This is a genomic window from Acidovorax radicis N35 (assembly GCF_000204195.1).
Classification (GTDB): domain Bacteria; phylum Pseudomonadota; class Gammaproteobacteria; order Burkholderiales; family Burkholderiaceae_C; genus Acidovorax; species Acidovorax radicis.
The window spans coordinates 380,045-403,549 of the sequence record NZ_AFBG01000021.1; the positions used below are offsets into that span (position 1 = coordinate 380,045).

22 protein-coding genes and 1 riboswitch are annotated in these 23,505 nt (G+C 66.8%); of the genes, 7 read left to right on the forward strand and 15 right to left on the reverse strand.

Translation table 11 applies throughout. From position 1 onward, the window contains the following. Positions 1–175: 175 nt before the first annotated feature. On the reverse strand, positions 176–1,237 hold the full coding sequence (gene ubiU / locus ARADN35_RS0118725) for a ubiquinone anaerobic biosynthesis protein UbiU (RefSeq protein ID WP_425265718.1): 1,062 nt from the start codon (positions 1,235–1,237) through the stop codon (positions 176–178). Between the two features lie 235 nt (positions 1,238–1,472). On the opposite strand from ubiU, the gene ARADN35_RS0118730 reads away from it, so the two are divergent. Beyond that, positions 1,473–2,657: an MFS transporter gene (locus ARADN35_RS0118730; RefSeq protein WP_010464845.1), complete on the forward strand. Its 1,185-nt coding sequence runs from the start codon at positions 1,473–1,475 to the stop codon at positions 2,655–2,657. On the opposite strand, the gene ARADN35_RS0118735 is transcribed toward ARADN35_RS0118730, so the two are convergent. Next, positions 2,643–3,569, reverse strand: coding sequence for a LysR family transcriptional regulator (locus ARADN35_RS0118735; RefSeq protein ID WP_010464847.1), 927 nt, complete (start codon positions 3,567–3,569; stop codon positions 2,643–2,645). The genes ARADN35_RS0118730 and ARADN35_RS0118735 overlap by 15 nt on opposite strands. Before the next feature lie 151 nt (positions 3,570–3,720). Here ARADN35_RS0118735 and ARADN35_RS0118740 point away from each other — a divergent pair, with 151 nt between their 5' ends. Together ARADN35_RS0118740 and ARADN35_RS0118745 are read left to right on the forward strand one after the other, a co-directional pair. Beyond that, positions 3,721–5,091: a M20/M25/M40 family metallo-hydrolase gene (locus ARADN35_RS0118740; RefSeq protein ID WP_029414181.1), complete on the forward strand. Its 1,371-nt coding sequence runs from the start codon at positions 3,721–3,723 to the stop codon at positions 5,089–5,091. Between the two features lie 205 nt (positions 5,092–5,296). After that, positions 5,297–5,779, forward strand: a complete 483-nt coding sequence (locus ARADN35_RS0118745; protein ID WP_010464850.1) for a YidB family protein — start codon at positions 5,297–5,299, stop codon at positions 5,777–5,779. A gap of 298 nt (positions 5,780–6,077) precedes the next feature. Here the strand turns inward: ARADN35_RS0118745 and ARADN35_RS0118750 are convergent, their stop codons facing one another. From ARADN35_RS0118750 to otnI, 5 genes are all read right to left on the reverse strand, one after another. Next, positions 6,078–6,950, reverse strand: a complete 873-nt coding sequence (locus ARADN35_RS0118750) for an alpha/beta hydrolase (RefSeq protein ID WP_010464851.1) — start codon at positions 6,948–6,950, stop codon at positions 6,078–6,080. 113 nt (positions 6,951–7,063) lie between these two features. Continuing rightward, a complete protein-coding gene (locus ARADN35_RS0118755; protein ID WP_010464853.1) occupies positions 7,064–8,557 on the reverse strand; it encodes a M20 family metallopeptidase in 1,494 nt (497 codons plus the stop codon). Positions 8,558–8,739: 182 nt separating this feature from the next. After that, positions 8,740–9,996, reverse strand: coding sequence for a GGDEF domain-containing protein (locus tag ARADN35_RS0118760; RefSeq protein WP_010464854.1), 1,257 nt, complete (start codon positions 9,994–9,996; stop codon positions 8,740–8,742). A 125-nt stretch (positions 9,997–10,121) separates the two neighbouring features. Next, positions 10,122–12,149, reverse strand: coding sequence for a methyl-accepting chemotaxis protein (locus ARADN35_RS0118765; protein ID WP_010464856.1), 2,028 nt, complete (start codon positions 12,147–12,149; stop codon positions 10,122–10,124). A 267-nt stretch (positions 12,150–12,416) separates the two neighbouring features. Then, complete coding sequence (otnI, locus tag ARADN35_RS0118770; RefSeq protein WP_010464858.1) at positions 12,417–13,229, reverse strand: 2-oxo-tetronate isomerase; 813 nt, start codon at positions 13,227–13,229, stop codon at positions 12,417–12,419. Between the two features lie 185 nt (positions 13,230–13,414). Here otnI and ARADN35_RS0118775 point away from each other — a divergent pair, with 185 nt between their 5' ends. After that, positions 13,415–13,885: a MerR family transcriptional regulator gene (locus tag ARADN35_RS0118775; protein ID WP_010464860.1), complete on the forward strand. Its 471-nt coding sequence runs from the start codon at positions 13,415–13,417 to the stop codon at positions 13,883–13,885. Positions 13,886–13,957: 72 nt separating this feature from the next. Then, complete coding sequence (locus tag ARADN35_RS0118780; RefSeq protein WP_010464861.1) at positions 13,958–14,608, forward strand: NAD(P)H-dependent oxidoreductase; 651 nt, start codon at positions 13,958–13,960, stop codon at positions 14,606–14,608. Here the strand turns inward: ARADN35_RS0118780 and ARADN35_RS0118785 are convergent. The 4 genes from ARADN35_RS0118785 to ARADN35_RS0118800 form a co-directional block, all read right to left on the reverse strand. Then, a complete protein-coding gene (locus tag ARADN35_RS0118785; RefSeq protein WP_010464863.1) occupies positions 14,577–15,725 on the reverse strand; it encodes a glycerophosphodiester phosphodiesterase in 1,149 nt (382 codons plus the stop codon). The two genes, ARADN35_RS0118780 and ARADN35_RS0118785, sit on opposite strands and share 32 nt — an antisense overlap. An 84-nt stretch (positions 15,726–15,809) precedes the next feature. Next, entirely contained in the window at positions 15,810–16,394 is a 585-nt protein-coding gene (gene metW, locus ARADN35_RS0118790; protein WP_010464865.1) for a methionine biosynthesis protein MetW, read from the reverse strand. Next, positions 16,391–17,521: a homoserine O-succinyltransferase MetX gene (metX, locus tag ARADN35_RS0118795; RefSeq protein ID WP_010464867.1), complete on the reverse strand. Its 1,131-nt coding sequence runs from the start codon at positions 17,519–17,521 to the stop codon at positions 16,391–16,393. Before metX ends, metW begins: the two co-directional genes overlap by 4 nt. Before the next feature lie 248 nt (positions 17,522–17,769). After that, complete coding sequence (locus ARADN35_RS0118800; protein WP_010464869.1) at positions 17,770–18,336, reverse strand: TMEM165/GDT1 family protein; 567 nt, start codon at positions 18,334–18,336, stop codon at positions 17,770–17,772. An 8-nt stretch (positions 18,337–18,344) separates the two neighbouring features. After that, positions 18,345–18,539: riboswitch (yybP-ykoY riboswitch) on the reverse strand. 332 nt (positions 18,540–18,871) lie between these two features. Here ARADN35_RS0118800 and ARADN35_RS0118805 point away from each other — a divergent pair. Further along, positions 18,872–19,267: an RNA recognition motif domain-containing protein gene (locus tag ARADN35_RS0118805; RefSeq protein WP_010464871.1), complete on the forward strand. Its 396-nt coding sequence runs from the start codon at positions 18,872–18,874 to the stop codon at positions 19,265–19,267. A 272-nt stretch (positions 19,268–19,539) separates the two neighbouring features. Next, complete coding sequence (locus ARADN35_RS0118810) at positions 19,540–20,073, forward strand: RNA recognition motif domain-containing protein (RefSeq protein WP_010464873.1); 534 nt, start codon at positions 19,540–19,542, stop codon at positions 20,071–20,073. A 162-nt stretch (positions 20,074–20,235) separates the two neighbouring features. On the opposite strand, the gene ARADN35_RS0118815 is transcribed toward ARADN35_RS0118810, so the two are convergent. From ARADN35_RS0118815 to ARADN35_RS0118830, 4 genes are all read right to left on the reverse strand, one after another. Beyond that, positions 20,236–21,015, reverse strand: a complete 780-nt coding sequence (locus tag ARADN35_RS0118815; protein WP_029414182.1) for an SDR family oxidoreductase — start codon at positions 21,013–21,015, stop codon at positions 20,236–20,238. A gap of 24 nt (positions 21,016–21,039) precedes the next feature. Further along, on the reverse strand, positions 21,040–21,654 hold the full coding sequence (gene lptC / locus ARADN35_RS0118820) for an LPS export ABC transporter periplasmic protein LptC (protein ID WP_035197631.1): 615 nt from the start codon (positions 21,652–21,654) through the stop codon (positions 21,040–21,042). A 76-nt stretch (positions 21,655–21,730) separates the two neighbouring features. Then, positions 21,731–22,291, reverse strand: a complete 561-nt coding sequence (locus tag ARADN35_RS0118825) for a KdsC family phosphatase (protein WP_029414183.1) — start codon at positions 22,289–22,291, stop codon at positions 21,731–21,733. Between the two features lie 130 nt (positions 22,292–22,421). After that, positions 22,422–23,423 (reverse strand): KpsF/GutQ family sugar-phosphate isomerase, encoded by a 1,002-nt coding sequence (locus ARADN35_RS0118830; RefSeq protein ID WP_010464880.1) that lies wholly within the window; start codon positions 23,421–23,423, stop codon positions 22,422–22,424. Between the last annotated feature and the right edge of the window lie 82 nt (positions 23,424–23,505).

A 23,505-nucleotide genomic window follows, 5' to 3' on the forward strand; every position in this document is an offset into this window, starting at 1 on the left:
TTTCATCGTGGTAACCAGGCGCCAAAGCGGCTCACTGAGTTCGAATCTGGCGCGGCCCAGGCCAGCGACCGCCGCGCAAGGGCCGCCCCGCCGCGCTGGCGGTGTCCCCCTTCCCGCATCGCGCAAGCGAGGCGAGAGAAGGGGGAAGGCGCGCAGCGCCTCAGGGGGTTGTTCGTCATTTCCAGGGGCGGTGGTAGGCGCCTAGCGTGTGCTGCTGGCCTTCTGCCACCTGGTCCAGGCTGGCCATCCAGCGCGTCTTGGGCGCGTAGCGGTGGGGAAAAGCCAGGCACTGGTCCATGGCCTCGCGCCAGACCTGGGTGACCTGCGCCACATACGCGGGGCTGCGCTGGCGGCCTTCGATCTTGATGGCGCGCACGCCCATCTTGAGCAGCTGGGGCAGCAGCTCCAGCGTGTTGAGGCTGGTGGGCTCTTCGATGGCGTAGTAGTTCTCGTCATCCCCCACGTCGAAGCGGCCCTTGCACAACGTGGGGTAGCCCGCGTTTTCGCCGGGTGCATAGCGGTCGATGAGCACGCCGTTCAGGCGCGACTCGCGGCCCTGCGGCGTCTCCACCCAGCGCACGGCCTTCGGGGGTGAACACACGCCGTGCGTGTTGGGAGATTCACCGGTCACATACGACGACAGCGCGCAGCGCCCCTCGACCATCACGCACAGACTGCCAAAACCGAACACCTCGATCTCGACTGGCGTGCGGTCGATGACCTGGCGCACCTGCTCCATCGACAGCACGCGCGGCAGCACGGCGCGCACGATGCCGAACTGCTCGCGGTAGAAATTGATGGCCTCGTAGTTGGTGGCCGAGCCCTGCACCGACAGGTGCAGCCGCAGCCGGGGGTGGCGCTGCACCGCGTATTGCATGAGGCCCGGGTCGGCCAGGATGACCGCGTCCACGCCCAGGTCGACCGCCTTGTCCAGCGCGCTGCGCCAGGGCCCCGGATTGGCCGCCTGCGGGTAGGTGTTGAGCGCCATGAAGACCTTACAGCCACGCGCGTGGGCATAGCCAATGCCCTGGGCGATGGCCGCTTCGTCAAAGTTGAGGCCCGCAAAGTTGCGCGCGTTGGTGGCGTCGCGCAGGCCCAGGTAGACGCAGTTGGCGCCGTGGTCCACGGCCGCTTTCAGGGCGGGCAGGCTGCCCGCGGGGCAAACCAGTTCCAGGGCGGGCGAGGCGGGCTCCGGGGCCTCAGGCAGCGCAGCCTCCATCGATTTCAGGGGTTCCATCACAAGCATTCAAACGCTGGCCCCGGTGGGGAGCCACAGCACTGGGCGCCACCATACGGGGGCCGCCCAACGCATCCGCTGATCTTCATCAACGGCGGTGCACAATGCTGGAGCAAAGCAGTCGGGTTTTGATATGCCCCACCTTCCCGGCGCATCCCACTGCCGTCCGGCCTTGACTTGCATCTATGCTGCCGTCCCTTAACGCCCTTCTGCCCGCTCCAAGCGCTGCCCTGCCGTGAACAAGAACCTGTGGTTGCTGGCCCTGTGCCAAGGCCTTTTCCTGACCAACAACGTCGTCTTCATCGCCATCAACGGGCTGGTGGGCCTGCAGCTGGCGCCCTTTGGCTGGATGGCCACGCTGCCGGTGATGGGCTACGTGGTGGGCGGCGCGCTGTCCACGCCCCTGGTGGCCAGGACGCAGATGCGCTGGGGCCGCAAGGTGTCGTTCCAGATCGGGCTGGCCGTGGCCGTGGCATCGGCCGCCCTGTGTGCCTGGGCGGCGTTCAGCGCCAGCTTCTGGCTGCTGTGCACCGCTACGCTGGTGGCGGGCTACTACAGCGCCAACGGCGGCCTGTACCGCTTTGCCGCCGCCGAACTGGCCAAGCCGGACTACCGCGAAAAGGCCGTCTCGCTGGTGCTTGCGGGCGGCCTGCTGGGCGCCGTGGCAGGTCCCAACCTGGCCAGCGCCACGCGCACGCTGTTCCCGGTGCCGTTTGCGGGCGCCTATATCGCGCTCATCGGTGTGGCACTGTTGTCCATGCTGTGCATGACAGCCATCCGGTTCGAGGCGCAGCCCGTGGTGCTCAACGCTGCGGGGCAACGCGAGCAAGGGCGCCCCCTTTCTGTGCTGATGCGCCAACCCGCCTTCATCGTGGCCATTGTGGGCGCCGCGCTGGGCTATGGCGTGATGAACCTGCTGATGGCGGCCACGCCGCTGGCCATGCAGGTGTGTGGCTTTGACTTTGATGCCTCGGCGCTGGTGCTGGAGTGGCATGTGATCGGCATGTTCGCTCCCGGCTTTGTCACTGGCCACCTCATCAAGCGGTTTGGTGTGCTGCCCATCATGGGCACGGGGGTGTTGCTCAACCTGGCGTGTGTGGCGGTGGCGCTGATGGGCGTGGAGCTGCACCACTTTGGGATTGCGCTGTTCTTCCTGGGCGTGGGCTGGAACTTCCTGTTCACCGGCTCCACCACGCTGGCCATGACGGCCTACCGCCCCGAGGAGAAGGACCGCGCCCAGGCGGCCATCAACTTCTGCGTGTACGCCACGCTGGCGCTGAGTGCGTTCTCGTCGGGCGTGCTGGTCACCACGCAGGGCTGGACGCTGCTCAACGCCGGCTCGCTGGTGCCGATTGTGGTGACGGGGCTGGCACTGGCCTGGCTGGGTGTGCAGCGCAAGCGCGTTTCAACCGGCGCCTGAGGACGCGGCAGCCGTGGTGCCTTCCGCCGCCACGGTGGTGCGCAGCCACTGTGCAAAGGCCGCCACCGCAGGGTCTTCCAGACGCCCCGGCGCCACGAAGAGGCTGTAGCCGCGCACGCCGCTGTCGTGGTGCGGATGGGCCAGCACCAGCTCGCCCGACTGCAGTTCGCGCTCGACAAAGTACCGGGGCACCACGCCTAGCCCCAAGTCGGCGCGCACCGCCTCCACCAGCATCGAGAACAGGTCGAATCGGTGGCCTCCCAAAGTGTGGCCGGGGATGCGCGTGATGCCGGCACGGCCAAACCATTCGTCCCACGCGCCCAGGCGCGAGCTGAGCTGCAGCAACGGCACGGCGCGGAAGTCGCCGCGCTCCATCGCGCGGCGGTGGCGCGATTGCGGTGCACACACGGCCACGCAGACCTCGGGCATCAGGGACGCGGGCACCACCCCGGGCCAGGCCGCGTCGTCGTACTGCACGGCCACATCAAACGGAACCTCCGCCATGTAGATCTGCGTGGGGTACACCTGCAGGTGCAGGCTGCATCCCTTCTGCTGCGCGAGGAAGGTGGGCAAACGGGGCAACAGCCAGCGCTCGGCAAACACTGGCACGCAGCCCACCAGCAGGCGCGCGCCATCGGGCCGCTGGGCCATGGCTTCGAGCGTGTGGTTCTGCAGCCGCAGCAGGTCGCCCACGACCTGCGCGTGGTAGCGGCGGCCCACGTCGGTGAGCGTGGAGCCGCGTGCGCCGCGCTGCACCAGTTGCAGGCCCAGCTGGCCTTCGAGCAGGCGCAGCTGCTGGCTCACGGCGCTGTGGGTGAGGCAGAGTTCTTCGGCGGCCTTGCTCACACCGTGGTGGCGCGCCACGGCATCAAAAACGAGCAGGGCGCGGGTGCTGGGGATGTGTCGGCGCATGTAAGAAAAACTGTCGGCTGGACAGATTAAAGCAGAGCCCGCGGGCTGGGTTCGGTCCAACAATTGCATGGCCCTGCGTGCCGGCCCACGGCTCCATCCACAACGCCGGATGGGCCGGCCACCCCTTCCGTTTGTGTTTCGCTGGATCACCATGACTCACCCTCTCCGTACCTTCCGTGCCACAGCCCTCGCCGGTGCCGTGGCCCTTGCCACCGCCACCCTGCTGCCCTCTGCAGCGTATGCACAGTTCGGCGCCGTGGCGCCCACGCCCACCGCGCTGCGTCCCGCCGTGGACAAGGCCTATGGCCAGCTCATGGCCGCGCCGCAGATCCTGCAGCTGCTGGACGCCGTGAAGGCTGACCACGACCGCGCCACCGAAGACCTGCGCATGCTCACCGAGATCGAGGCCCCGCCGTTCAAGGAGCAAAAACGCGCCGAGGCGTTCCTCGCGCGCCTGAAGACCCTGGGCTTGGCCAGCGCCGCCATCGACGCCGAAGGCAACGTGGTGGGCGTGCGCAAGGGCACGGGCAACGGCCCCAAGCTCGTGATCTCGGCCCACCTGGACACGGTGTTCCCGGCCGGCACCGACGTGAAGGTGAAGGAGCGCGAAGGCAAGCTGCACGCGCCCGGCATCTCGGACAACACGCGCGGCCTGGCCGTGCTGCTGTCGTGGCTCAAGGTGCTGAACGACCAGAAGATCGCCACCGTGGGCGACCTGGTGTTTGTGGGCAATGTGGGCGAGGAAGAGCTGGGCAACCTGCGCGGCATGAAGCACCTGTTCAAGGAACACCTCGACATCGACGGTTTGGTGGCACTGGAGCCCGCGCCGGACGGCACGGTGCTGGTGCTGGGCACGGGCAGCCACCGCCATGAGGTCACGTTCAAGGGCCCGGGCGGCCACAGCTACGCCGCGTTCGGCGAGGTGCCCAGCGCCATCCACGGCATGGGCCGCGCCATTGCCAAGATCGCCGAGATCCGCACCCCCAAGAGTCCCAAAACCACCTTCACCGTGGGCACGGTGGGCGGCGGCACATCCGTCAACACCATCGCGCCCGATGCGCGCATGGCGGTGGACATCCGCTCCGACGAAACAGCCCCGATGCTGGCCACGGAAAAGCAGGTACTGGCCGCCGTGGACAGCGCGGTGACCGAAGAAAACGCGCGCTGGGGTGTGAACACCCTGAGCGCATCGACCAAACTTATCGGCGACCGGCCCGGTGGCCGTACGGCGGCGGATTCGGTCATTGTCGAAGCGGCCGTGCGCGCCAACACGGCGTTTGGCCGCAAGACTGTGCTGGGCGGCGCGAGCACCGATGCCAACGTGCCCATGTCGCTGGGCATCCCCGCCATCGTGATCGGGGGCGGTGGCAAGACGGGCGGGTTCCACGCGCTGTCCGAATGGATCGACCTGACGGACGCCTGGAAGGGCGCGCAGACCTCGCTGGTCACGGTGCTGGGGCTGGTGGGGGTGCAAGGCGTGAGCGCGCCGCTGCTGGACAAGCGCCCACCCCGCGCGCCCTAACGCAGTCGCCCTGCCACGCACCTGAACCAGGTGTCTCGTGGCATTCGGCACCCGCTTGCCTATCGCCAAGGGGCCTGCGGTAGAAGAATTCACGATTGTTGACACAGCCGCCGGCCCCTGCCTGCGTACCATCGGCAGTTAGCAGACCGTGGTCACGGTCCGGCCGCTCTGCGGTTGTCTTTTATTCCTTCTGCAGGAGAACACCATGGGTTTGCTCGATTCCGTTCTGGGTGCCGTCATCAACAATGCATCGCAAGGCGGCAGCGGCGCCGCTGCGTCCGGTGGGGCCGGAGGTGGCTTGGGGGGACTGATCAGCATGGCCGCGCAAAACCCGCAGCTGGTGCAGGCCGTGATGTCCCTGATCAGCAACGACGGCCCGGTGGGTGGCCTGCCGGGCCTGATGGCCAAGTTTCAGCAGGCGGGGCTGGGCAATGTGATTGCGTCCTGGCTCAGCGCGGGGCCCAACCAGGCGATCTCGGGCGAGCAGCTGTCCGATGTGCTGGGCAGCGGCCCGCTGTCGCAGATCGCGTCGCAACTGGGCGTGGGCCCCGGAGCCGCCGCAGGCCAGCTGGCCCAGGTGCTGCCGGGACTGATCGACCAGCTCAGCCCACGCGGTGAGGCACCGCAGGGCGGGTTTGGCACATCGAACGACCTGTTCGGAATGCTGGGCGGTTTGCTACAAAAATGATATCTGCTAGCGCTTGATGGGTAAGCGCTGGCGACCATTTTTATTTGAAATTCTGGGTGGCAGCGCTTAGAACGTGTTCACGATCTCGCAGGGGTCGCGTTGGAGCGCAATCGGGATGAGTGGATGCTTCGGATGCGCCGCATGGGCTCATGCCCATGCAAGCAGCCGGGGCGGCCAATCGCCCGATTTCGCTCCAACCCTTCGGGCAGTGGTCTTGGCCGGCGGTCTGCGGCGTTGCGGCGCTTGCCAATAGCCGAGCTATTGGCTGCGCGACTCCTGGGAGATCGTGAACACGTTCTTAGGAGGCCACCGGGCAGCGCTGTACCAGCCATTGCTGCAGCAGGTCGAACACCGGATCGGCCAGCTCCGGGCTTTCGTTGAACAGCTCGTGGAACAGGGGCTCGAAACAATGCGCGTGCACCAGCGCCTTGGGTGCGGCCGCTGCAAAGGCGCGGCTGCCCGCCGGGTTGACCAGCTTGTCGCCGCCCGCCCACATCAACAGCGTGGGCACGCTCCAGTGCGCGGCGCGGGCCACGGTGGCGGGGCCGCCGTTGGCGATGAAACGCGCCAGGCGTGCGCTGATGCGGTCGTGGCACAGCGGATCGGCCAGGTAGGCGGCCACTACAGCGGGGTCGTGCGAAAGGTACTGTGCATCCAGCCCGTTGCCCACGCGCAGGTTGGGCGCGATGCGCGGCAGCGTGGCCAGCAGCAGTTTTTGCACGGCGCCCAGGCCCGCATCGAGTGCGGGGGATGACAGCACCAGCGCGTCCACAGGCCGCAGGTTCATCGCCACAAAACGCGATGCCACCAGCCCGCCCATGCTGTGGCCCAGCAACACCAGCGGCTGGCCGGCGGGCAAACGGGCGCGCGTGGCATCGACCATGTCGGCCAGATCGTCCAGCAGGCGCAGGTCCGAGGTGAGCCCGCCGCGCGGCCCGCTCGATTCGCCGTGGCCGTATTGGTCGTAGCCGCGCGCTGCGAACCCCCAGGCGTTCAGCCGCCGCGCCACCGCGTCGTAGCGGCCCACATGTTCGCCCAGGCCATGCACCAGCAGCACGGTGCCGCGCTGGGGCTCGCCTTCCGGCAGGGGCCAGTCCTGCACGGCCAGGTTCTCTCCATCGCTGGCGGTGAAGGTGGTGAGTGTGGAGGGAAGGGTTTCTTCAGAGGTCATGGCAGAAGGAGAGATCCGTCAGGAACAGCACACCCCGTGCAGCCCGGGGCACAGGCCCCGGGGCTGCCAGAGGGGGCCGCGAAGGGCCGGGCAAAGGGTAGGAAGAGACAGCTTTAGCCCGCAACAGCCGCCGGTGCCACCACCTGCTGCGCCATCGAGGCAATCACCTGCGCCACCGAGGCCGTGAGGCGCTTGGCATAGGGCACATGCAAAAACTCGTTGGGACCGTGTGCGTTGCTCTTGGGGCCCAGCACGCCGCAGACCATCATCTGCGCGGCAGGAAAACCTTCGCTGAGCATGTTCATGAGCGGGATGGTGCCGCCCTGGCCGATGTAGCCACAGGGCGCGCCGAAGTGCGCCTGCGAGGCCTCGTTGAGCGCCTGCTCGAACCAGGACGTGGTGGCGGGGGCATTCCAGCCCGTGGCGCCACTGGTGCCCTGGAAGGTGACCTTGGCCTGGTAGGGCGCGTTGTCTTCGAGCAGTGCCTTGAGCTCCTGCACGGCCTGGCCAGCATCGACCAGGGGTGGCAGGCGCAGGCTGAGCTTGAAGGCGGTGTAGGGGCGCAGCACATTGCCCGCGTCCTGCAGTGCCGGGAAGCCTTCGGCCCCGGTCACGCTGAGCGTGGGCTCCCAGGTGCGCTTGAGCAAGGCCTGCAGCGGGTCGGTGGTGGTGGGCAGCGCAAAGGTGGTGGAACCGCCGCAGTCGTAATGCGCCCAGGGGAAACGCTTGTACACCTCTTCGCCCAGAATGGCCGCCGTGGCGCGGGCCTGGGCCACGCGGTCGGCAGGCACTTCGCAATGGAAACTCTGGGGCAGCAGGCGGCCGGTGGCGCTGTCTTCCAGGCGATCAAGCACCTGCCGCATGATGCGGAACGACGAGGGCACGAGGCCCGAAGCGTCGCCGGAGTGGATGCCTTCGGTCAGGATCTCGACCTTGAGCGTGCCGGTGGCCATGCCGCGCAGGCTGGTGGTGAGCCACAGCTGGTCGTAGTTGCCCGCACCCGAATCGAGGCACACCACCAGTGCCACGTTGCCCATGCGGGGCTTCAAGGCATCGATGTAGGGCAGCAGGTCGCGCGAGCCGCTTTCCTCGCAGGTCTCGATCAGGCCCACGATGCGCGGGTGCGGCACGTTCTGGCGCTTCAATTCCTGCACCGCGGCGATGCTGGCGTACACCGCGTAGCCGTCGTCCGCGCCGCCGCGGCCGTAGAGCTTGCCGTCTTCGTACTTGGGGGTCCAGGGGCCCAGGTCGTTGCGCCAGCCGCTGAACTCGGGTTGTTTGTCGAGGTGGCCATACATCAGAACCGTGTCGGTGGCGCCGGGCTGCGTGGATTCGATTTCAAAAAACAGCACGGGGGTGCGGCCGGGGAGGCGCACGATCTCGAGCGTGAGGCCTGCGACCTTTTGTGATTCGACCCACGCGGCAGCATTGCGCACCACCGTGTCGAGCAGGCCCTGCTCGGCCCAGTCGGGCGAGAACATGGGCGACTTGGCAGGGATGGCGATGTAGTCGGTGAGCTGACGAACGATGTCGTTGTCCCACGCCTGGCTGACCCTTTCAAGGGCCAGGGCGGGTTGAAGGGCGTGGGCGGGGACTCGGGCGTTCATGGGCGGCTCTCCTGAATACGGGTGATCTTGTGGACCGAAACCAGCATTCCAACACAACGCCTGTACGCGCGCCATCGCAGATCTCCAAACACCCTGACAGCGCTCCCGCCGCGCTGCAGCATGGGGTTCCGCCCTTCTTCAGGGGCGTGCCCAGCGTGCCCGTCCCGCGTCCCTCTTGGGGGTCAATACCGGGAAACAGGATGCGTGTCGGGATTGGCCTGTGCCGCCGCCAGGGAGGCGGGGCGCCGCAGTCCGGTGGCCACCTCCACGCGGTTGCGGCCATTGTTCTTGGCCTGGTAGAGCGCACGGTCGGCAGCGGCGATGAGCATGTCCCAGCTGTCGCCGGGCTCCAGTCGGCCGCCGAAGACGCCGATGCTCACCGTGACGGCAATCCCCAGGGCAGCGTCGGTGCCGGCGTCTGGCGCGGCCCCGCCGGCTGCGCGGATGCGGCAGCGTGATTCTTCCACCGCCTTGCACAGTTCCCGCGCCAGCTGCTCGGCCCCCAGCAGTGTGGTGTCGGGCAGCACCACCATGAATTCCTCGCCCCCGTAGCGGCCCACAAGGTCCTGTGCCCGCACGCGCTCGCTCAGCACGTTGACCACGCTGCACAGCACCTGGTCTCCTGCGGGGTGACCATAGCGGTCATTGACCCGCTTGAAGTGGTCGATGTCCACCATCATGAGCGCAATGGACTCGCGCGAGCGCACGGCGCGAGAGACGTCGCGGTCCAGCGCCGCGATCAGCGAGCGGCGGTTGGCCACACCGGTGAGCGGGTCCAGCGCCGCCATGATGCGGTTGTTTTCGTCGGCACGGTCGCGCGACATGAACACAAAACCCATGGAGCTGATGAGCACCACCGAAAACGTGCCCATGAACGTGAGCGTCTGCAGCAGGCTGCTCTGCAGGATGCTGGTCGCCGCTTGGCTGCCGCCGAAGGCCAGCAGCGCCCGGCCACCCAGCACGACCGCCTCCAGCCCCAGCCCCGCCACCAGCAGCCACTGCGCGCGCCCCACCGTGGCGTGGCGGCGCTCCAGGGCCGCCGCCAGGGCCCACACGGCCTGCAGCCCGATGACCAGGCCCACAAAACTCGCGCGCGCCGGAAAGTTGTCTATGAAAACCACCACAAAAGCCGTGACCAGCGCAGGCGGCGTGAACAGCAGCAGCCACCGTGGGGCACGCCCCTGGAACTGATAGATCGCCGCGATCATCCCCACGAACACGCACGACAGCAGCAGGTTGCCCAGCACGATGGACAGCACATCGGGCACCTGGCCCCGCAGCATGATCAGCAGGTGCCCAATGGCATTGACCAGCAGGGCGGCGGCCCACCGCCCCAGGCCATCGCGCCGTCGGCCCCACCCCACCACGGCCATGGACGCGGCCATCATGAGCGAGCTCACAATGATCATGACCAGCATGGTGGGAACGTGGGCGGCCATGGCAGGCTAGGTGGCGTGGTCGGGACAAAGGAAGTTCAGGCCAGCATAAACCAAGGGCCCCGCAGAACAAACCAGAGGATGACCACCGCGCCCTGGAGCGCGCTGCGCGCGCGCCCCCTTTCCCGTCATTGCAACTGCGCTGGCGCCCACGCGCCGCTGCCCGGGGCCTGCAGGGCCGGGCCCGCCGAAGGCGCGGCCACCGCAGGGTACCCACCGCTGCCGTCGCCGGGCGAGAGCTTGAACACCTGCACCGCCCCGGCCAGGCGCATGGCCTGCTCGCGCAGGCTTTGAGCCGCTGCGGCGGATTCCTCCACCAGCGCCGCGTTCTGCTGCGTCATCTGGTCGAGCTGGTTGACGGCGGTGTTGACCTGGCCGATGCCGTCCGACTGCTCGCTCGACGCCGCCGTGATCTCGCCAATGATGTCGCCCACGCGCTGGACCGAGCCCACGATCTCATCCATGGTGGTGCCCGCGTTCTGCACCAGGCGCGCGCCGGATTCCACGCGCTCCACCGAGGCGCCGATGAGCGCCTTGATCTCGCGCGCGGCGGAGGCAGAGCGCCCGGCCAGGCTGCGCACCTCGCTGGCCACGACGGCAAAGCCCCGGCCCTGCTCACCGGCGCGGGCCGCCTCCACCGCCGCGTTCAGGGCCAGGATGTTGGTCTGGAACGCAATCGAGTCGATCACGCCCACGATGTCGGCAATCTTGCGCGAACTCTGGTTGATGTCGCCCATGGTGGTCACTACCTGACCCACCACCTTGCCGCCACGCGCGGCCACTTCGGCGGCGGTGCTGGCCAGCTGGTTGGCCTGGCGCGCCGCATCGGCCGACTGGCGCACGGTGGAGGTGAGGTGCTCCATGCTCTGCGCCGTCTGGGCCAGGCTGCTGGCCGTGGCCTCGGTGCGGGCCGACAGATCCTGGTTGCCGCTGGCAATCTCGGCGCTGGCGGTGGTGATGCTGTCGACCGCCGTGCGTACCTGCTGCAGCATCTGCGTATAGCGCTGGCGCATTCCTTCCACCTCTTGCACCAGCGCGCCGATCTCGTCGCGCCGCGTGGTGCGGAAGGCCTCTGTCAGATCGCCCTGCGCCACCAGCGTGATGGCCTGGGTCAGGTCCTGCAGCGGGCGGCTCACGCCCCGGCGCAGCATGAGGAAAAGGCCCACGGCCAGCAGCACCACAGCCACGGCCATCAGGCCCCACACGGCCAGCGTCACGCGGCGCTGGCTGGCCATGGCCTCGCCGTCGGGCACCTCGGCCACCACCCACCAGCCGCCGCCGGTCTTGCGCACCAGGGCCCAGGGGTCTCCGGCGCCCGCGCCCAGCACCGGGGCGGCTTCGCGCACAAAGCCGTCCTGCGACGCGGCCAGCGCCTCAAAAAACGGACGGGCCTGCGGGTAGGCCTCCAGCACACGCTTGCCCCGCGCCGTGGGGTGGTACACAAACACGGCCTGGTCGAGCGAGGTGCCGGGGTTGATCACATAGGTGCCGCCGTGCTCGAAGAACTTCGTCTGCGCCACCTGCTTTTGCAGCATGGTGTGGAACACGCTGATGTCATTGCCGATGAACAGCAGCGCAATCACCTTGCCCGACGCATCCTTGGCCGGCAGGTAGTGGCCCATGTAGGGCTTGCCGCCCACCACGGTGACGCCTGTATAAGGCTCGCCCTTGGTGACGGTGGCATAGGCCGGGTCGTCTTTGCCCAGCGGCGTGCCCTGCTGGCGCTCACCCTTGTCGTTCTTGACCGAAGTGGTCACCCGCATGAAGTTGTCGCCTTTTTTGGCGAACACCGTGGCAATGCCACCCGTCTCGCTGGCGAACTTGTCGACCGAGCCGTAATCCTCGTTGACCAGCGCGCCATAGCTGCGCAGCTCGCCCGTGGCTTCGTCGAGCTGCATCGTGGCCTCGAAGTAGCGTTGAAAACCGCGCATGGTGAGTTGGACCAGTTCGCGGTTGGTGTTGTCGGCCGCGTCCAGCGACTGGGCCACGCTTTGCGCGGTGTCGCCCACGCTGGCCACCACCTGCGCCCGCGTGCTGCGCTCGGTCAGCACGGCAATGGCCAACCCCACCAGCACCAGCACCAGGGCCACCAGCGCGATGGCGGTCAGCGTGACCTGGCGCGCGACGGAACGGTTGTTGGCAAGGGAAGCGGCCATGCAGTGTGTCTCCTCTAGATTGAAAGCCCCAAGCCAGCTGAGCCGGTCTCAGAAAGGGTTCTCAAACGCCTGAGAACACGCTTCTTCACTCTAAGTCCGGAGACTTGTTACATTTATTCACGCATTCCCTTACGCAAAGCTGCGTACCCCATCGCGGCCGGCACATGGGCCGTAGCCTGCGAAACCGGCGCTGCCCGCGCCGAGGAAGCCGAGCAAGGACCGCCCCGCAGCGAAGGCGCGCCCTCTAGGGGGAAGGCGCGAAGCGACTCAGGGGGTCTTCCTGTTCATCCAGCCCAGGCCTTGCGAAGTGCCCGCCGCCGGCCGGTACTCGCAGCCGACCCAGCCGCCGTAGCCCAGCGCGTCGATGGTGTCGAAGAGGAAGGGGTAGTTCAACTCGCCCTGGTCCGGTTCGTGGCGCCCAGGCACTCCGGCAATCTGGATATGCGCCACCCGGCCCGTGGGCAGGTACTGGCGCAGCTTGGTGGCCACGTCACCTTCCACGATCTGGCAGTGGTACAGGTCCATCTGCACCTTGAGATTGTTGGCCTGCGCGGCGTCGAGCAGCTCGTGGGCGTGGTCCTGCCGGTTCAGAAAGTAGCGCGGCACGTCGCGCAGGTTGAGGGGCTCGATAAGGATGTCGCGCCCCGCGCGCGCAGCCTCGGCCGCCGCCCAGCGCAGGTTGCTGACACACAGGTCCTTGAGCGATTCGCGCTCCACACCGGGCGGCACGATGCCCGAGAGCACGTGGATGCGCGGGCAGCCCAGCACCTCGGCATAGCGCAGGGCTTCTTGCACGCCCGCGCGGAACTCGGCCTCACGCCCGGGCAGCGCTGCGGTGCCGCGCGCGTTCTGGTCCCAGGCCGCCGCCATCTGGATGCGGTCGGTACCGCCGGGCGGGGCGTTGAACAGCACCAGCTGCAGACCGTTGTCCGTGAGCCGCGCAGCGACCTCGGCGGGCTCGAAGGCGTAGGGAAACAAGAACTCCACCGCCGTGAACCGGTCGCGCGCCGCAGCGGCAAAGCGGTCCAGAAACGGCAGCTCGGTGTACATCAGGCTCAGGTTGGCGGCAAACTGGGGCATGGCGGGTGCGGGCGGGAGATGGAAGAGGGAATCAGAGCGCCGCAGCTTATCGTGTGGCATCGGGATCTGCGGGACCTCCGACACTTCACCCAACCAAAATATGAGTCAAATTGGCCGCTAGCGCTTTACCCATAAGCGCTAAAAGCTATTATTTTGATAGTTTTCACTCCACACCAGGACCTCCCATGCGCATCGGAGAACTCGCCCGCCGCACCGGCACCACGCCCAAGGCCATCCGGTTGTACGAGTCCCGTGGCCTGCTGGGCACAGTGGCACGTGCGGGCAGCTACCGCCACTATGGCGAGGCCGATGTGGCGCGCGTGTTGCTGATCCGCCAGGCCCAGGCGCTGGGCTTTCGGCTGTCTGAACTCGATGGCCTGCCCCACATCGACACGGCTGCGGGCTGGGAACGCATGGCCCAGCTCGTCGCCGGGCGGCGGGCCGCCGTGGCGCAGGAGCTGGCGCGCCTGGCCGCGTTGGACACACAGCTGGCCGTGTTGGAGGCCGAACTGCACACCTGCGACACGCTGGCCGTGCCCGTCACGCCCCAGGCGTGCGCAGCACCGCCCGCATTGCCAGTGATGCCGCCAGAACACAAATCCGCACCATTCAGCGCAGCCACCACGGCGGGCGCCGCAAGATTCGCCTCCCCTTGACCTGACCGCTTGACTCTGTCCCGTGGGGCAAGGTGACCATGGCGCCATCAACAACACCGTGATGGAGCGTCTGTGGCAGAACCACACAATATTCTGGTCATCCTGGGCCACCCCGCCGCCAGCAGCCTGTGCGCAGGCATGGCACGCGCCTATGCCGAGGGCGCCGGGCACGCCGGGGCGCAGGTGCGGTTTCTGGACGTGGGGCAGCTCGCATTCAACCCGCTGTTTCAGGGCTACAGCGCCGTCCAGCCGCTGGAACCCGACTTGCTGGCGGCGCAGGCCGACATCACCTGGGCCCACCACCTGGTGTGGGTCTACCCCATCTGGTGGGGCGCCATGCCGGCGCTGCTCAAGGGTTTTATCGACCGCGTGCTGCTGCCGGGTTACGCCTTCAAGTACCGCAAGGGCTCATCGTTGTGGGACAGGCTGCTGGCAGGCCGCTCGGCCGAGCTGCTGGTGACCATGGACTCGCCGCCCTGGTACTTCCGCTGGGTCACGCGCATGCCGGGCCACCACCAGATGAAGAAGGCCATCCTGGAGTTCTGTGGCATCCGGCCCGTGCAGGTGCACAGCTTTGGCCCCGTGCGCAGCGCCAGCGCCGAGCGGCTGGCGTTGTGGGTGGAAAAGGCGCGGCAACTGGGGCAGCGCCAGGGCACGCGCGCTACACCGGGCAAGCCGCGCCCGGCGCCCGTCACTTCGTCGCCGTCATCCCCTTCGCCGTGAAGGCCTGGACGGCAGCGCGGCCCACGACGGGGTCGTCGGTGAAGAAACCGTCGATGCCTGCGCGCAGATACGCCGTGATCTCGCCCACGCTGTCGCCGCGCGCGGTGCCATCGGTGTTGGGCGCCTTCTTCAGGCCAGCGGGCAGAAAGGCGTTTTCAGGCCGCAGCGTCCAGATGTGCACGGCCAGCCCGGCGGCATGGGCCTGTGCGACCAGCGGCGTGGGTTCGCCGGGAACACCTTCTTTGACCGGCACCACCAGCGTCTTGAAGGGGCCGATGGCGTTGGCGTAGGCGGCCACCTGCTTGAGGCCTTCGGGAGTGATCAGGTCGGCATAACTGCGCGCATTGGCCGCGCCTTGCGCCACAAAGTCATACGGCCGGCCCGAGGGCGCCACCAGTTGCACCAGGCGCACGCTGCTCTGCTTGCGGATGGCCTGCAGGTTGCTGACCTCGAACGACTGCACGAACACGGGGGCGTCCTTGTGGTTCCAGCCGTTTTTCTCCAGCACGGCCAGCAGCGGTGCCTCCAGCGGCTGGCCAATGGACTCGAAGTAGGTGGGGTGCTTGGTCTCTGGGTAGATGCCGATCACGCGGCCCGTTTTGGCGCTGGCCGTCTTGGCCAGGTCGATCACCTCCTGCAAGGTGGGCACCTCGAACTGGCCGTTGTAGGCCACGTTGGCCGGGCGCTGCGCCGGGATGCGCTCGCGGGCGCGCAGGGTTTTCAGCTCGGCCAGGGTGAAGTCTTCGGTGAACCAGCCGGTGAGGGCCTGGCCGTCGATGGTCTTGGTGGCCTTGCGGGTCGCAAACTCGGGGCGGTCCACCACGTCGGTGGTGGCCTCCTTCACCGAGCCGTCGGCGTTGAGGATGGCGATAGCGTTCTCGTGCCGGGCCACCAGCACGCCGTCCTTGGTGATCACCAGATCGGGCTCGATGATGTCGGCGCCGTCGTCGATGGCCTTCTGGTACGCCGCCAGCGTGTGCTCGGGCCGCAGGGCCGAGGCGCCCCGGTGGGCGATCACGGTGGGGGTGGGCGGCCAGGTCTGCTGGGCGGCGGCGCCCAGCGCCCAGGTGGTGAGCAGCGCGGCAGCGGTCACGGCGCGCAGTGCAATGCGTTTCATGCGGGTCTCCTACAAACAGAGCCCGCACCTTAGCCGATGCGCTTGACAGTGTCGTGTCGCAGCTTCGGAGCGCGCCAGCGAGCGCTATGCGTGCTCGAAGTGGAAGACCGCCGTGCCCGCCCGCGCGTTGGGCAGCCAGCGCACTTCCTGCCCATCCTGCAAACCGAACGCATCCAGGATGCGCAGGCTGTTCTTGGTGGCAAGCACCTCAAAGTCCTTGTAGGTGCCCACACGGATGTTGGGCGTGTCGTACCACTGGTAGGGCAGGCGGCGCGTGACGGGCATGCGACCGCGCAGGATGGACAGGCGGTTGGGCCAGTGTGCGAAGTTGGGGAAGGCCACCACACCCGTGCGGCCCACACGGGCGGTCTCGCGCAGCATGGTTTCAGCATTGCGCAGATGCTGCAGTGTGTCGAGCTGCAGCACCACGTCGAACGAGTTGTCGCCGAACATGGCCAGGCCCTCGTCCAGATTGAGCTGGATCACATCGACGCCGCGCTGCACGCAGGCCAGCACGTTGGCGTCGTCAATTTCCACGCCGTAGCCGCTGCAGCCGCGTTCGCGCTGCAGGTAGTCGAGCATGGCGCCGTTGCCGCAACCGAGGTCGAGCACGCGCGAGCCGGGGGGCACCAGGCGCGCCAGGGCTTGCATTGCCGCTTTTTCGGTCATGGCTGCAGCTCCTTGGAAATGCTATCGAAATAAGAGCGCATCACGCCCATATAGCGGGCGTCATCGAGCAAAAAGGCATCGTGCCCATGGGGTGCATCGATCTCGGCGTAGCTCACGCTGCGGCGGTTGTCGAGCAGGGCCTTGACGATCTCGCGGCTGCGCTTGGGGGAAAAGCGCCAGTCGGTGGTGAAACTCACCAGCATGAATTTGGCCTGCGCCCGGGCGAGTGCGCGTGTGAGGTTGCCGGCATGGGTGCGCGCGGGGTCGAAGTAGTCGAGCGCGCGGGTGATCAGCAGGTAGGTGTTGGCGTCGAAGTAGTCGCTGAACTTGTCGCCCTGGTAGCGCAGGTAGCTCTCGATCTGGAACTCGATGTCCTGGGTGCTGTATTTGAGCTCCAGGCCCTCCCTGAGCTGACGCCCGAACTTCTCGTTCATCACGTCGTCGCTGAGGTACGTGATGTGGCCGATCATGCGGGCGATGCGCAGGCCACGCTTGGGGATCGCACCATGGCGATAGAAATGGCCGCCGTGGAAGTCCGGGTCGGTCACGATGGCGCGGCGGGCCACTTCGTTGAAGGCGATGTTCTCGGCCGTGAGGTTGGGCGCGCTGGCCACCACCACGGCGTGCCGCACGCGGTCGGGGTACTGAAGCGTCCAGCTCAGCGCCTGCATGCCGCCCAGGCTGCCGCCCAGCACAGCGGCCAGCTGCTGGATGCCCAGGCGGTCGAGCAGGCGGGCCTGGGCGTTGACCCAGTCTTCCACCGTGACCACCGGGAAATCCGCGCCATAAACCTCGCCAGTATCTGGGTGGTTGTGCATGGGCCCGGTGGAGCCGAAGCACGAGCCCAGGTTGTTCACGCCGATCACGAAGAAGCGGTCGGTGTCCACCGGCTTGCCCGGGCCGATCATGTTGTCCCACCAGCCCTCGCTCTTGTCCTGCCCCGCGTAAACGCCCGCCACGTGGTGCGAGGCGTTGAGGGCGTGGCACACGAGCACGGCGTTGGAGCGGTCGGCGTTCAGCGTACCGTAGGTCTCGTAGGCCAGGTCGAAGGCGCGGATGGTCGCGCCGCTTTGCAGCGGCAGCACCTCCGGGAAGTGCATGGTCTGGGGTGTGGCGATGAACGACATAGTTGGAACTGGTGGGCCCTCACGTTCCACCGCTTGCGCGCGCCGCTGCTCCACAAGGAAGCCGCTTTTGCCTGGAGACCGGACCCAGCGCAAAAAAATACCCGGCGTCGCTAAAAACGAGGCCGGGCAGATGTGTCGGACGGGTCTTTAGCAGGATTTATAAAGCGCCCGCAAGCTGTGGCAAATCGGCGCGTTTGGCAAATATACCAAAGCAGAGCCCCAACGCACAGCCCGTCGCACCGACCAGATCAACCTGCAGACGAAAAAATCGCCAGCAGCCCCAGCACCAGAAAGATGGCGGCAGACACCAGGTGCACCGCGCGGATGGGCACCTTGCGCGTGATGCGCTCGCCCAACCAGACCACCGGCGCATTGGCCAGCATCATGCCCAGCGTGGTGCCCGCCACCACCCACAGGTAGGCGTTGTATTTGGCAGCCAGCATGACGGTGGCGATCTGGGTCTTGTCGCCCATCTCGGCCAGGAAGAATGCGACCACGGTGGTGCCAAACACACCCCAGCGTGGCGATCCGTCGGCTTCACCCTCATCGAGCTTGTCGGGGATCAGCATCCAGACCGCCATGGCAATGAACGATGCACCCAGGATCCAGCGCAGTACCTGGGGGCCCAGGAAGGTGGTCACCCAGGCACCGACAGCACCGGCCAGGCCGTGGTTGACCAGCGTGGCGACCAGGATACCGAACACGATGGGCCAGGGTTTGCGAAAGCGTGCCGCCAGCACCAGCGCGAGCAGCTGCGTCTTGTCGCCCATCTCGGCAAGCGCGACGATGGCGGTAGAAATGAAGAAGGCTTCCATGGGGGAGGGGGTCCTATCCGGCCGGATGGGTGAAAAACGCATTGACTGCACCCCGACTCCGGCCATGTGGATCGGTTTGCAGTCAATGGTCTCGCCCAGTTCAAAAAACCGCATACGCCATAGGTTTCGAAGAACCCAAGTGTGTTGACGCATGCCCCCGGCGCATTGCGCGGCCGGGCGGGCTACTCCCCAAAGACCCGCGTATTTTACCCTGCTGGCGGACAGGGGCCTCGGGCTGGGCCGTCGGTGGCTAGCGCCTGAATACGGCGGCATGGCACCACAAACTGTGCGGGTTTCCCCTGAATACCCCTTGCGCGCAGCCCGGAATCTCTACAAATTTGTGCCCGATGAGTGGCTTCCCCCAGAAATAAACCCCACACACCTCATAAAGTGATTAATAATGGGTTCGCTTTTCTGCTTGCAGGAAAGCAGTTGGCTTAGCGGTGAATGGTCAGTTTCGCGTCTTTGAAGTCGTCACAGGTTTGTTGATTGCGTCGGACTCCATCGCGTTTTTGTGTTTTTTCAGGAGTCCTTCATGGGCAACAAACTTTACGTGGGCAACCTGCCTTATTCTTTCCGCGACGAAGATCTGCAACAGACCTTCAGCCAGTACGGCTCGGTCGGCAGCGCCAAGGTCATGATGGAACGTGACACCGGCCGCTCCAAGGGTTTCGGCTTTGTCGAAATGGGCAGCGATGCTGAAGCCCAAGCCGCCATCCAAGGCGTGCATGGCACCAACTTCGGCGGCCGTGACCTCGTGGTCAACGAAGCCCGTCCTATGGAGCCACGCGCTCCCCGTAGCGGCGGCTTCGGCGGCGGCAACGGTGGTGGCGGCGGTTACGGCGGTGGTGGCGGCGGCGGCGGTTACGGCGGTGGCCGTAGTGGCGGTGGCGGTGGTGGTGGTTACGGCGGTGGCCGTAGCAGCTACTAAAAAGACCTTGCTGGCAGACCTTTTCGTCTGCCAAAGGCAAAACAAAGGAGCCCCAGGGCTCCTTTTTTCATGCCTGCGCGGTATCGCCACCACAGTCGGCATTGCCGCTTGCTTTTTCACCAAAAGTGTGGCGCATAATGGGTTCGCGGGCTTTGCCCGTTTTCCAAGTTTGCGGTGATCCGTCAGTTTCGCGCTGAGAGCGTCATTGAGATTAGCTGGCTGCGTTTTCGGGACTCCATCGCTTTATCCATGTGTTTTTGAGGAGTCCCTCGATGGGCAACAAACTGTACGTCGGCAACCTGCCGTACTCGGTGCGCGACAGCGATCTGGAACAGGCCTTTGGCCAATTCGGCGCGGTGACCAGCGCCAAGGTCATGATGGAGCGCGACACGGGCCGCTCCAAGGGCTTTGGCTTCGTGGAAATGGGTAACGATGCTGAAGCCCAGGCCGCCATCAACGGTATGAATGGCCAGCCACTGGGTGGCCGCAGCATCGTTGTGAACGAAGCACGCCCCATGGAACCCCGTCCGCCCCGCAGTGGTGGATTTGGCGGTGGTGGTGGCGGCGGTTACGGCGGCGGCGGCGGGGGCCGCAGTGGTGGCGGCGGTTACGGCGGTGGCCGTGAAGGCGGCGGTGGAGGCTATGGTGGTGGCCGTGAAGGCGGAGGTGGCGGTTACGGTGGCGGCGGCCGCAGTGAAGGCGGATTCCGCAGCCCCTACGGTTCCGGTTCCCGCAATGGCGGCGGCGGCGGCGGTGGCCGCAACGGTGGTGGCGGTGGCTACGGTGGCGGCGGCAACAGCTACTGAAAACTGTCTTTGAAATTTCTCTAAAAGCCCCCTCGGGGGCTTTTTTCATGCGCTACCAACAAGCAAGGGATTCCGGCGGTTGTCGGCGGTACCTTCGTCCCGCACAGCTACGAAGAGCCTGCACAAAAGACCCCAAAGAGGGGGCCGAGGCCTGGCTGGCGGCTACTGCTCGCTCTGGCGCCGCTTGCGTGGACGCCCGGCCAGCAGCTTGTCGAACAGCACGTTCGGCACCATGCGCAGCAACTTGGCAACCACCCCCATTTGCCAGGGGATGACCCGGTAGCTGACGCCGGCCGTGATGGCCCGGAACGCACGGTCCGCAAAATCATCGGCCTGCATCAGAAACGGCATGCCGTAGCGGTTCTGGCGGGTGAGCGGAGTATCGATGTAGCCCGGAGAAATGGTGACCACACGCACTCCGTGCGGGCGCATCTCCCCGCGCAGGCTCTCGCAGTAGCTGATAACGGCCGCCTTGCTGGCGCAGTACGCACCGTGCCCGGGCAGGCCCCGGATGCCTGCCACGCTGCCGATGCCCACCAGCGTGCCGCTGCCCCGCTGCGCCATCGCGTCGGCAAACGGATGGAAGGTGGCCGCCACGCCGATGTTGTTGGTGGCAAAGGTGCGCGCCATCACGTCGATGTCATCACGCACCGCCGTGTCCATGCCCACGCTGATGCCCGCATTGGCAATGACCACATCGGGCACCCCCTGGCGCGCGATGCAATCGCGGCCCGCAACGACGATGCTGTCGGTCACGGCCACGTCAGCACTATAAATTTCATAGCTATCAGCGCTTATTCCTTGAGTGCCAGCCCATGTTTTCACCTCAGAAGTTCGCCGTGCCACGAGGGCCAGGCGGTAGCCCGAGCGGTGAAAGCGCAAGGCCAGGGCCTGGCCAATGCCGCTGGATGCGCCGGTGATGAAAACAAGGGGAGTGGTCATGCGGGTTCCGAATGGGGCAAGGTACTAGGGCTTGGCCACGCCGGGCTGGAGCACGCCACGCACACGTCCGCGCAGCTGCAGCACCTGGTCGAGGTTGTCGTAGTCCATGCCATCGGCGGTAAAACGGTCGTTGCCGCGGGTGAGTGTGACGGGCTTGTCAGACCGCACGCGTTCGGTGTTGGTGTAAGCGTGCAGAAATTCGCTGCGGAACTCCAGCCGGGGCTGGGCGGGCGATCCTGGCTTGGCAGGCAGGGGCTCTCGCGTGACGATGGCGTTGCCAAACAGCTGCACTTCCGAGCCATCGGCATTGGTCAGGGCCCGGTCTGCCGTGGCCACGGTGAGGCGGCCGAGCGGTGTTACCGAGCGCATGCGCGCGTTGTCGATCTCCAGCGTATCGGTGTCGGGGTAGTGCCGCGCCTCTTCGCCTTGCACTTCACTTTGCAGGCGCCCCGTGGCGTCAAAGCTTTTTACCGAAAACGACTTCATGAAATAGTCGGGCTGGTGCCCCTGCTGGCGCTCGGCAGTAGGTAGCAGCGGCATGGGCGCGTTGCGCACCAGCCACCAGGTGCCCAGCGCCAGCAGCCCCATGAGCACGACGGGCAGATACAGCGAGAACTGTTCCCAGCCCTGGCGAACCATGTTGCGCGTCACGGCGTTGCCTCCGGGCCGGGCACGGCAACCTGGCAGAGGGGCAAAGAGCGCAGGAAATGCAGGCTCATGCGGTGTACTCCGCCAGCAGCGCGGCGTAACGCCCGGTGGCCACCAGCAGCAGATCGCACAGCTCGCGCGCAGCGCCATCGCCCCCATGGGCCTGCGTCACAAAATGGGCGGCATGGCGCACTTCGGCCTGCGCGTTGGCCGGGGCACACGCAAAAGCACTGCGGCGCATCACCGGCAGGTCGGGCCAGTCGTCGCCCATCGCGGCAGCCTGGGACCAGTCCAGCCCCAGCGTGGCCAGCATCTGCTCGGCAGCGGGGCGTTTGTCTTCGGTGCCGAACACGGCATGTTCCACGCCCAGCGCCTTCAGGCGCACGCGCAGCGGCGCGGAGTCACGGCCCGTGATGACCGCAGGGGTGATGCCCGCCTTTTGCAGCAGCTTGAGCCCATGTCCGTCCAGGGTGTTGAAGCGCTTGAGCGTTTCACCCGATTCGCTGAAATACAGGCCGCCATCGGTCAGCACGCCATCGACATCGAAGAAGGCAATGCGCACGCCTTGGGCGCGCAGCAGCAGCTCGGGGGGAAATTGCAGCACAGGAAAGGTCACGTCAGAAGCCATCACGCAGCGTTTGAACAAGCACGGCAAAAGCCAGCGCACCCGTGGAACCGGCTTCGCCGGGCCAGGGGGTGCGTCCCCCCTTCAAGGGGGGAAGGCGCGAAGCGACTCAGGGGGGTCCTCTCCACGGGGGTCATATGACTTTCGCTCGCATCAGGTCGCCGATGTGCACGACCCCCATCAGCACACCTGCCGCATCGGCCACCAGCACGCTGGTGATGCCGTGGGCTTCCATCATTTCCGCGGCATCCACCGCGAGGGCATCCGGGGCAATGCGGCGCGGTTTGGGGTGCATCACCTCGGCCGCCGTGGCCGTGCGCAGGTCGGCCCCGGCCTCGATGCGGCGGCGCAGGTCGCCGTCGGTGAAGATGCCCAGCACCTGGCCGGCTGCATCCACGATGGCCGAGGCGCCCAGTCCCTTGGCGCTCATCTCGCGCATGAGGTCGCTGAAAGAGGCGTCGGGCGCCACGCGCGGAACCTCGCTGCCGGTGCGCATGACATCGCTCACATGGGTGAGCAGCTTGCGCCCCAGCGCACCGCCGGGGTGCGAGCGGGCGAAATCTTCGGGGCGAAAGCCCCGTGCGTCGAGCAGGGCCACGGCCAGGGCGTCGCCCATGGCCAGCTGGGCCGTGGTGCTGGCAGTGGGGGCCAGGTTCAGGGGACAGGCCTCGCGCTCCACGCTGCAGTCGAGCACCAGATCGGCATGGCGGGCGAGCGTGGACTGCAGCCCGCCGGTCATCGCGATCAGCGGGGCGCCCAGGCGCTTGAGCACGGGCAGGATGGCGGTGAGCTCGCCACTTTCGCCGCTGTTGGAAATGCCCAGCACCAGGTCGTCGCCAGTGACCATGCCAAGATCGCCGTGGCTGGCCTCCGCCGGGTGCACAAAAAACGCAGGCGTGCCGGTGGAAGCCAGCGTGGCGGCAATCTTGCGGCCCACATGGCCGCTTTTGCCCATGCCCATCACCACCACACGGCCCCGGGCCTGCAGCACCATCTGCACCGCCTGGGCAAAGATGCCATCGACGCGGGCCGCCAGCCCGGTCAACGCCGCCGCCTCGATGTCAAAGGTCTCACGGGCCAGGCGCAGGGCCTGCTCGGCATCAAAAGGGGGCAGCGTGGCGGGGGCAGGGGTCATCCCGAGGATTCTATCGACCGGGGCATGCCCGCACGGGGCGAAGATTTTTTTGCCATCGCTCTGGCACGGAGCATGCTTCGAG

What these genes read in the sequence shown, in the direction of transcription:
- ARADN35_RS0118745 (WP_010464850.1), top strand. Translation starts at nt 5,297, where the DNA reads ATGGGTTTGCTCGATTCCGTTCTGGGTGCCGTCATCAACAATGCATCG.
- ARADN35_RS0118735 (WP_010464847.1), bottom strand. Translation starts at nt 3,569, where the DNA reads ATGCGCCGACACATCCCCAGCACCCGCGCCCTGCTCGTTTTTGATGCC.
- ARADN35_RS0118800 (WP_010464869.1), bottom strand. Translation starts at nt 18,336, where the DNA reads ATGGAAGCCTTCTTCATTTCTACCGCCATCGTCGCGCTTGCCGAGATG.
- metW (WP_010464865.1), bottom strand. Translation starts at nt 16,394, where the DNA reads ATGACCGAAAAAGCGGCAATGCAAGCCCTGGCGCGCCTGGTGCCCCCC.
- otnI (WP_010464858.1), bottom strand. Translation starts at nt 13,229, where the DNA reads ATGCCCCAGTTTGCCGCCAACCTGAGCCTGATGTACACCGAGCTGCCG.
- ARADN35_RS0118765 (WP_010464856.1), bottom strand. Translation starts at nt 12,149, where the DNA reads ATGGCCGCTTCCCTTGCCAACAACCGTTCCGTCGCGCGCCAGGTCACG.
- ubiU (WP_425265718.1), bottom strand. Translation starts at nt 1,237, where the DNA reads ATGGAACCCCTGAAATCGATGGAGGCTGCGCTGCCTGAGGCCCCGGAG.
- lptC (WP_035197631.1), bottom strand. Translation starts at nt 21,654, where the DNA reads ATGGTTCGCCAGGGCTGGGAACAGTTCTCGCTGTATCTGCCCGTCGTG.
- ARADN35_RS0118760 (WP_010464854.1), bottom strand. Translation starts at nt 9,996, where the DNA reads ATGGCCGCCCACGTTCCCACCATGCTGGTCATGATCATTGTGAGCTCG.
- ARADN35_RS0118810 (WP_010464873.1), top strand. Translation starts at nt 19,540, where the DNA reads ATGGGCAACAAACTGTACGTCGGCAACCTGCCGTACTCGGTGCGCGAC.
- ARADN35_RS0118805 (WP_010464871.1), top strand. Translation starts at nt 18,872, where the DNA reads ATGGGCAACAAACTTTACGTGGGCAACCTGCCTTATTCTTTCCGCGAC.
- ARADN35_RS0118750 (WP_010464851.1), bottom strand. Translation starts at nt 6,950, where the DNA reads ATGACCTCTGAAGAAACCCTTCCCTCCACACTCACCACCTTCACCGCC.
- ARADN35_RS0118815 (WP_029414182.1), bottom strand. Translation starts at nt 21,015, where the DNA reads ATGACCACTCCCCTTGTTTTCATCACCGGCGCATCCAGCGGCATTGGC.
- ARADN35_RS0118775 (WP_010464860.1), top strand. Translation starts at nt 13,415, where the DNA reads ATGCGCATCGGAGAACTCGCCCGCCGCACCGGCACCACGCCCAAGGCC.
- ARADN35_RS0118785 (WP_010464863.1), bottom strand. Translation starts at nt 15,725, where the DNA reads ATGAAACGCATTGCACTGCGCGCCGTGACCGCTGCCGCGCTGCTCACC.
- ARADN35_RS0118755 (WP_010464853.1), bottom strand. Translation starts at nt 8,557, where the DNA reads ATGAACGCCCGAGTCCCCGCCCACGCCCTTCAACCCGCCCTGGCCCTT.
- ARADN35_RS0118830 (WP_010464880.1), bottom strand. Translation starts at nt 23,423, where the DNA reads ATGACCCCTGCCCCCGCCACGCTGCCCCCTTTTGATGCCGAGCAGGCC.
- ARADN35_RS0118825 (WP_029414183.1), bottom strand. Translation starts at nt 22,291, where the DNA reads ATGGCTTCTGACGTGACCTTTCCTGTGCTGCAATTTCCCCCCGAGCTG.
- ARADN35_RS0118740 (WP_029414181.1), top strand. Translation starts at nt 3,721, where the DNA reads ATGACTCACCCTCTCCGTACCTTCCGTGCCACAGCCCTCGCCGGTGCC.
- metX (WP_010464867.1), bottom strand. Translation starts at nt 17,521, where the DNA reads ATGTCGTTCATCGCCACACCCCAGACCATGCACTTCCCGGAGGTGCTG.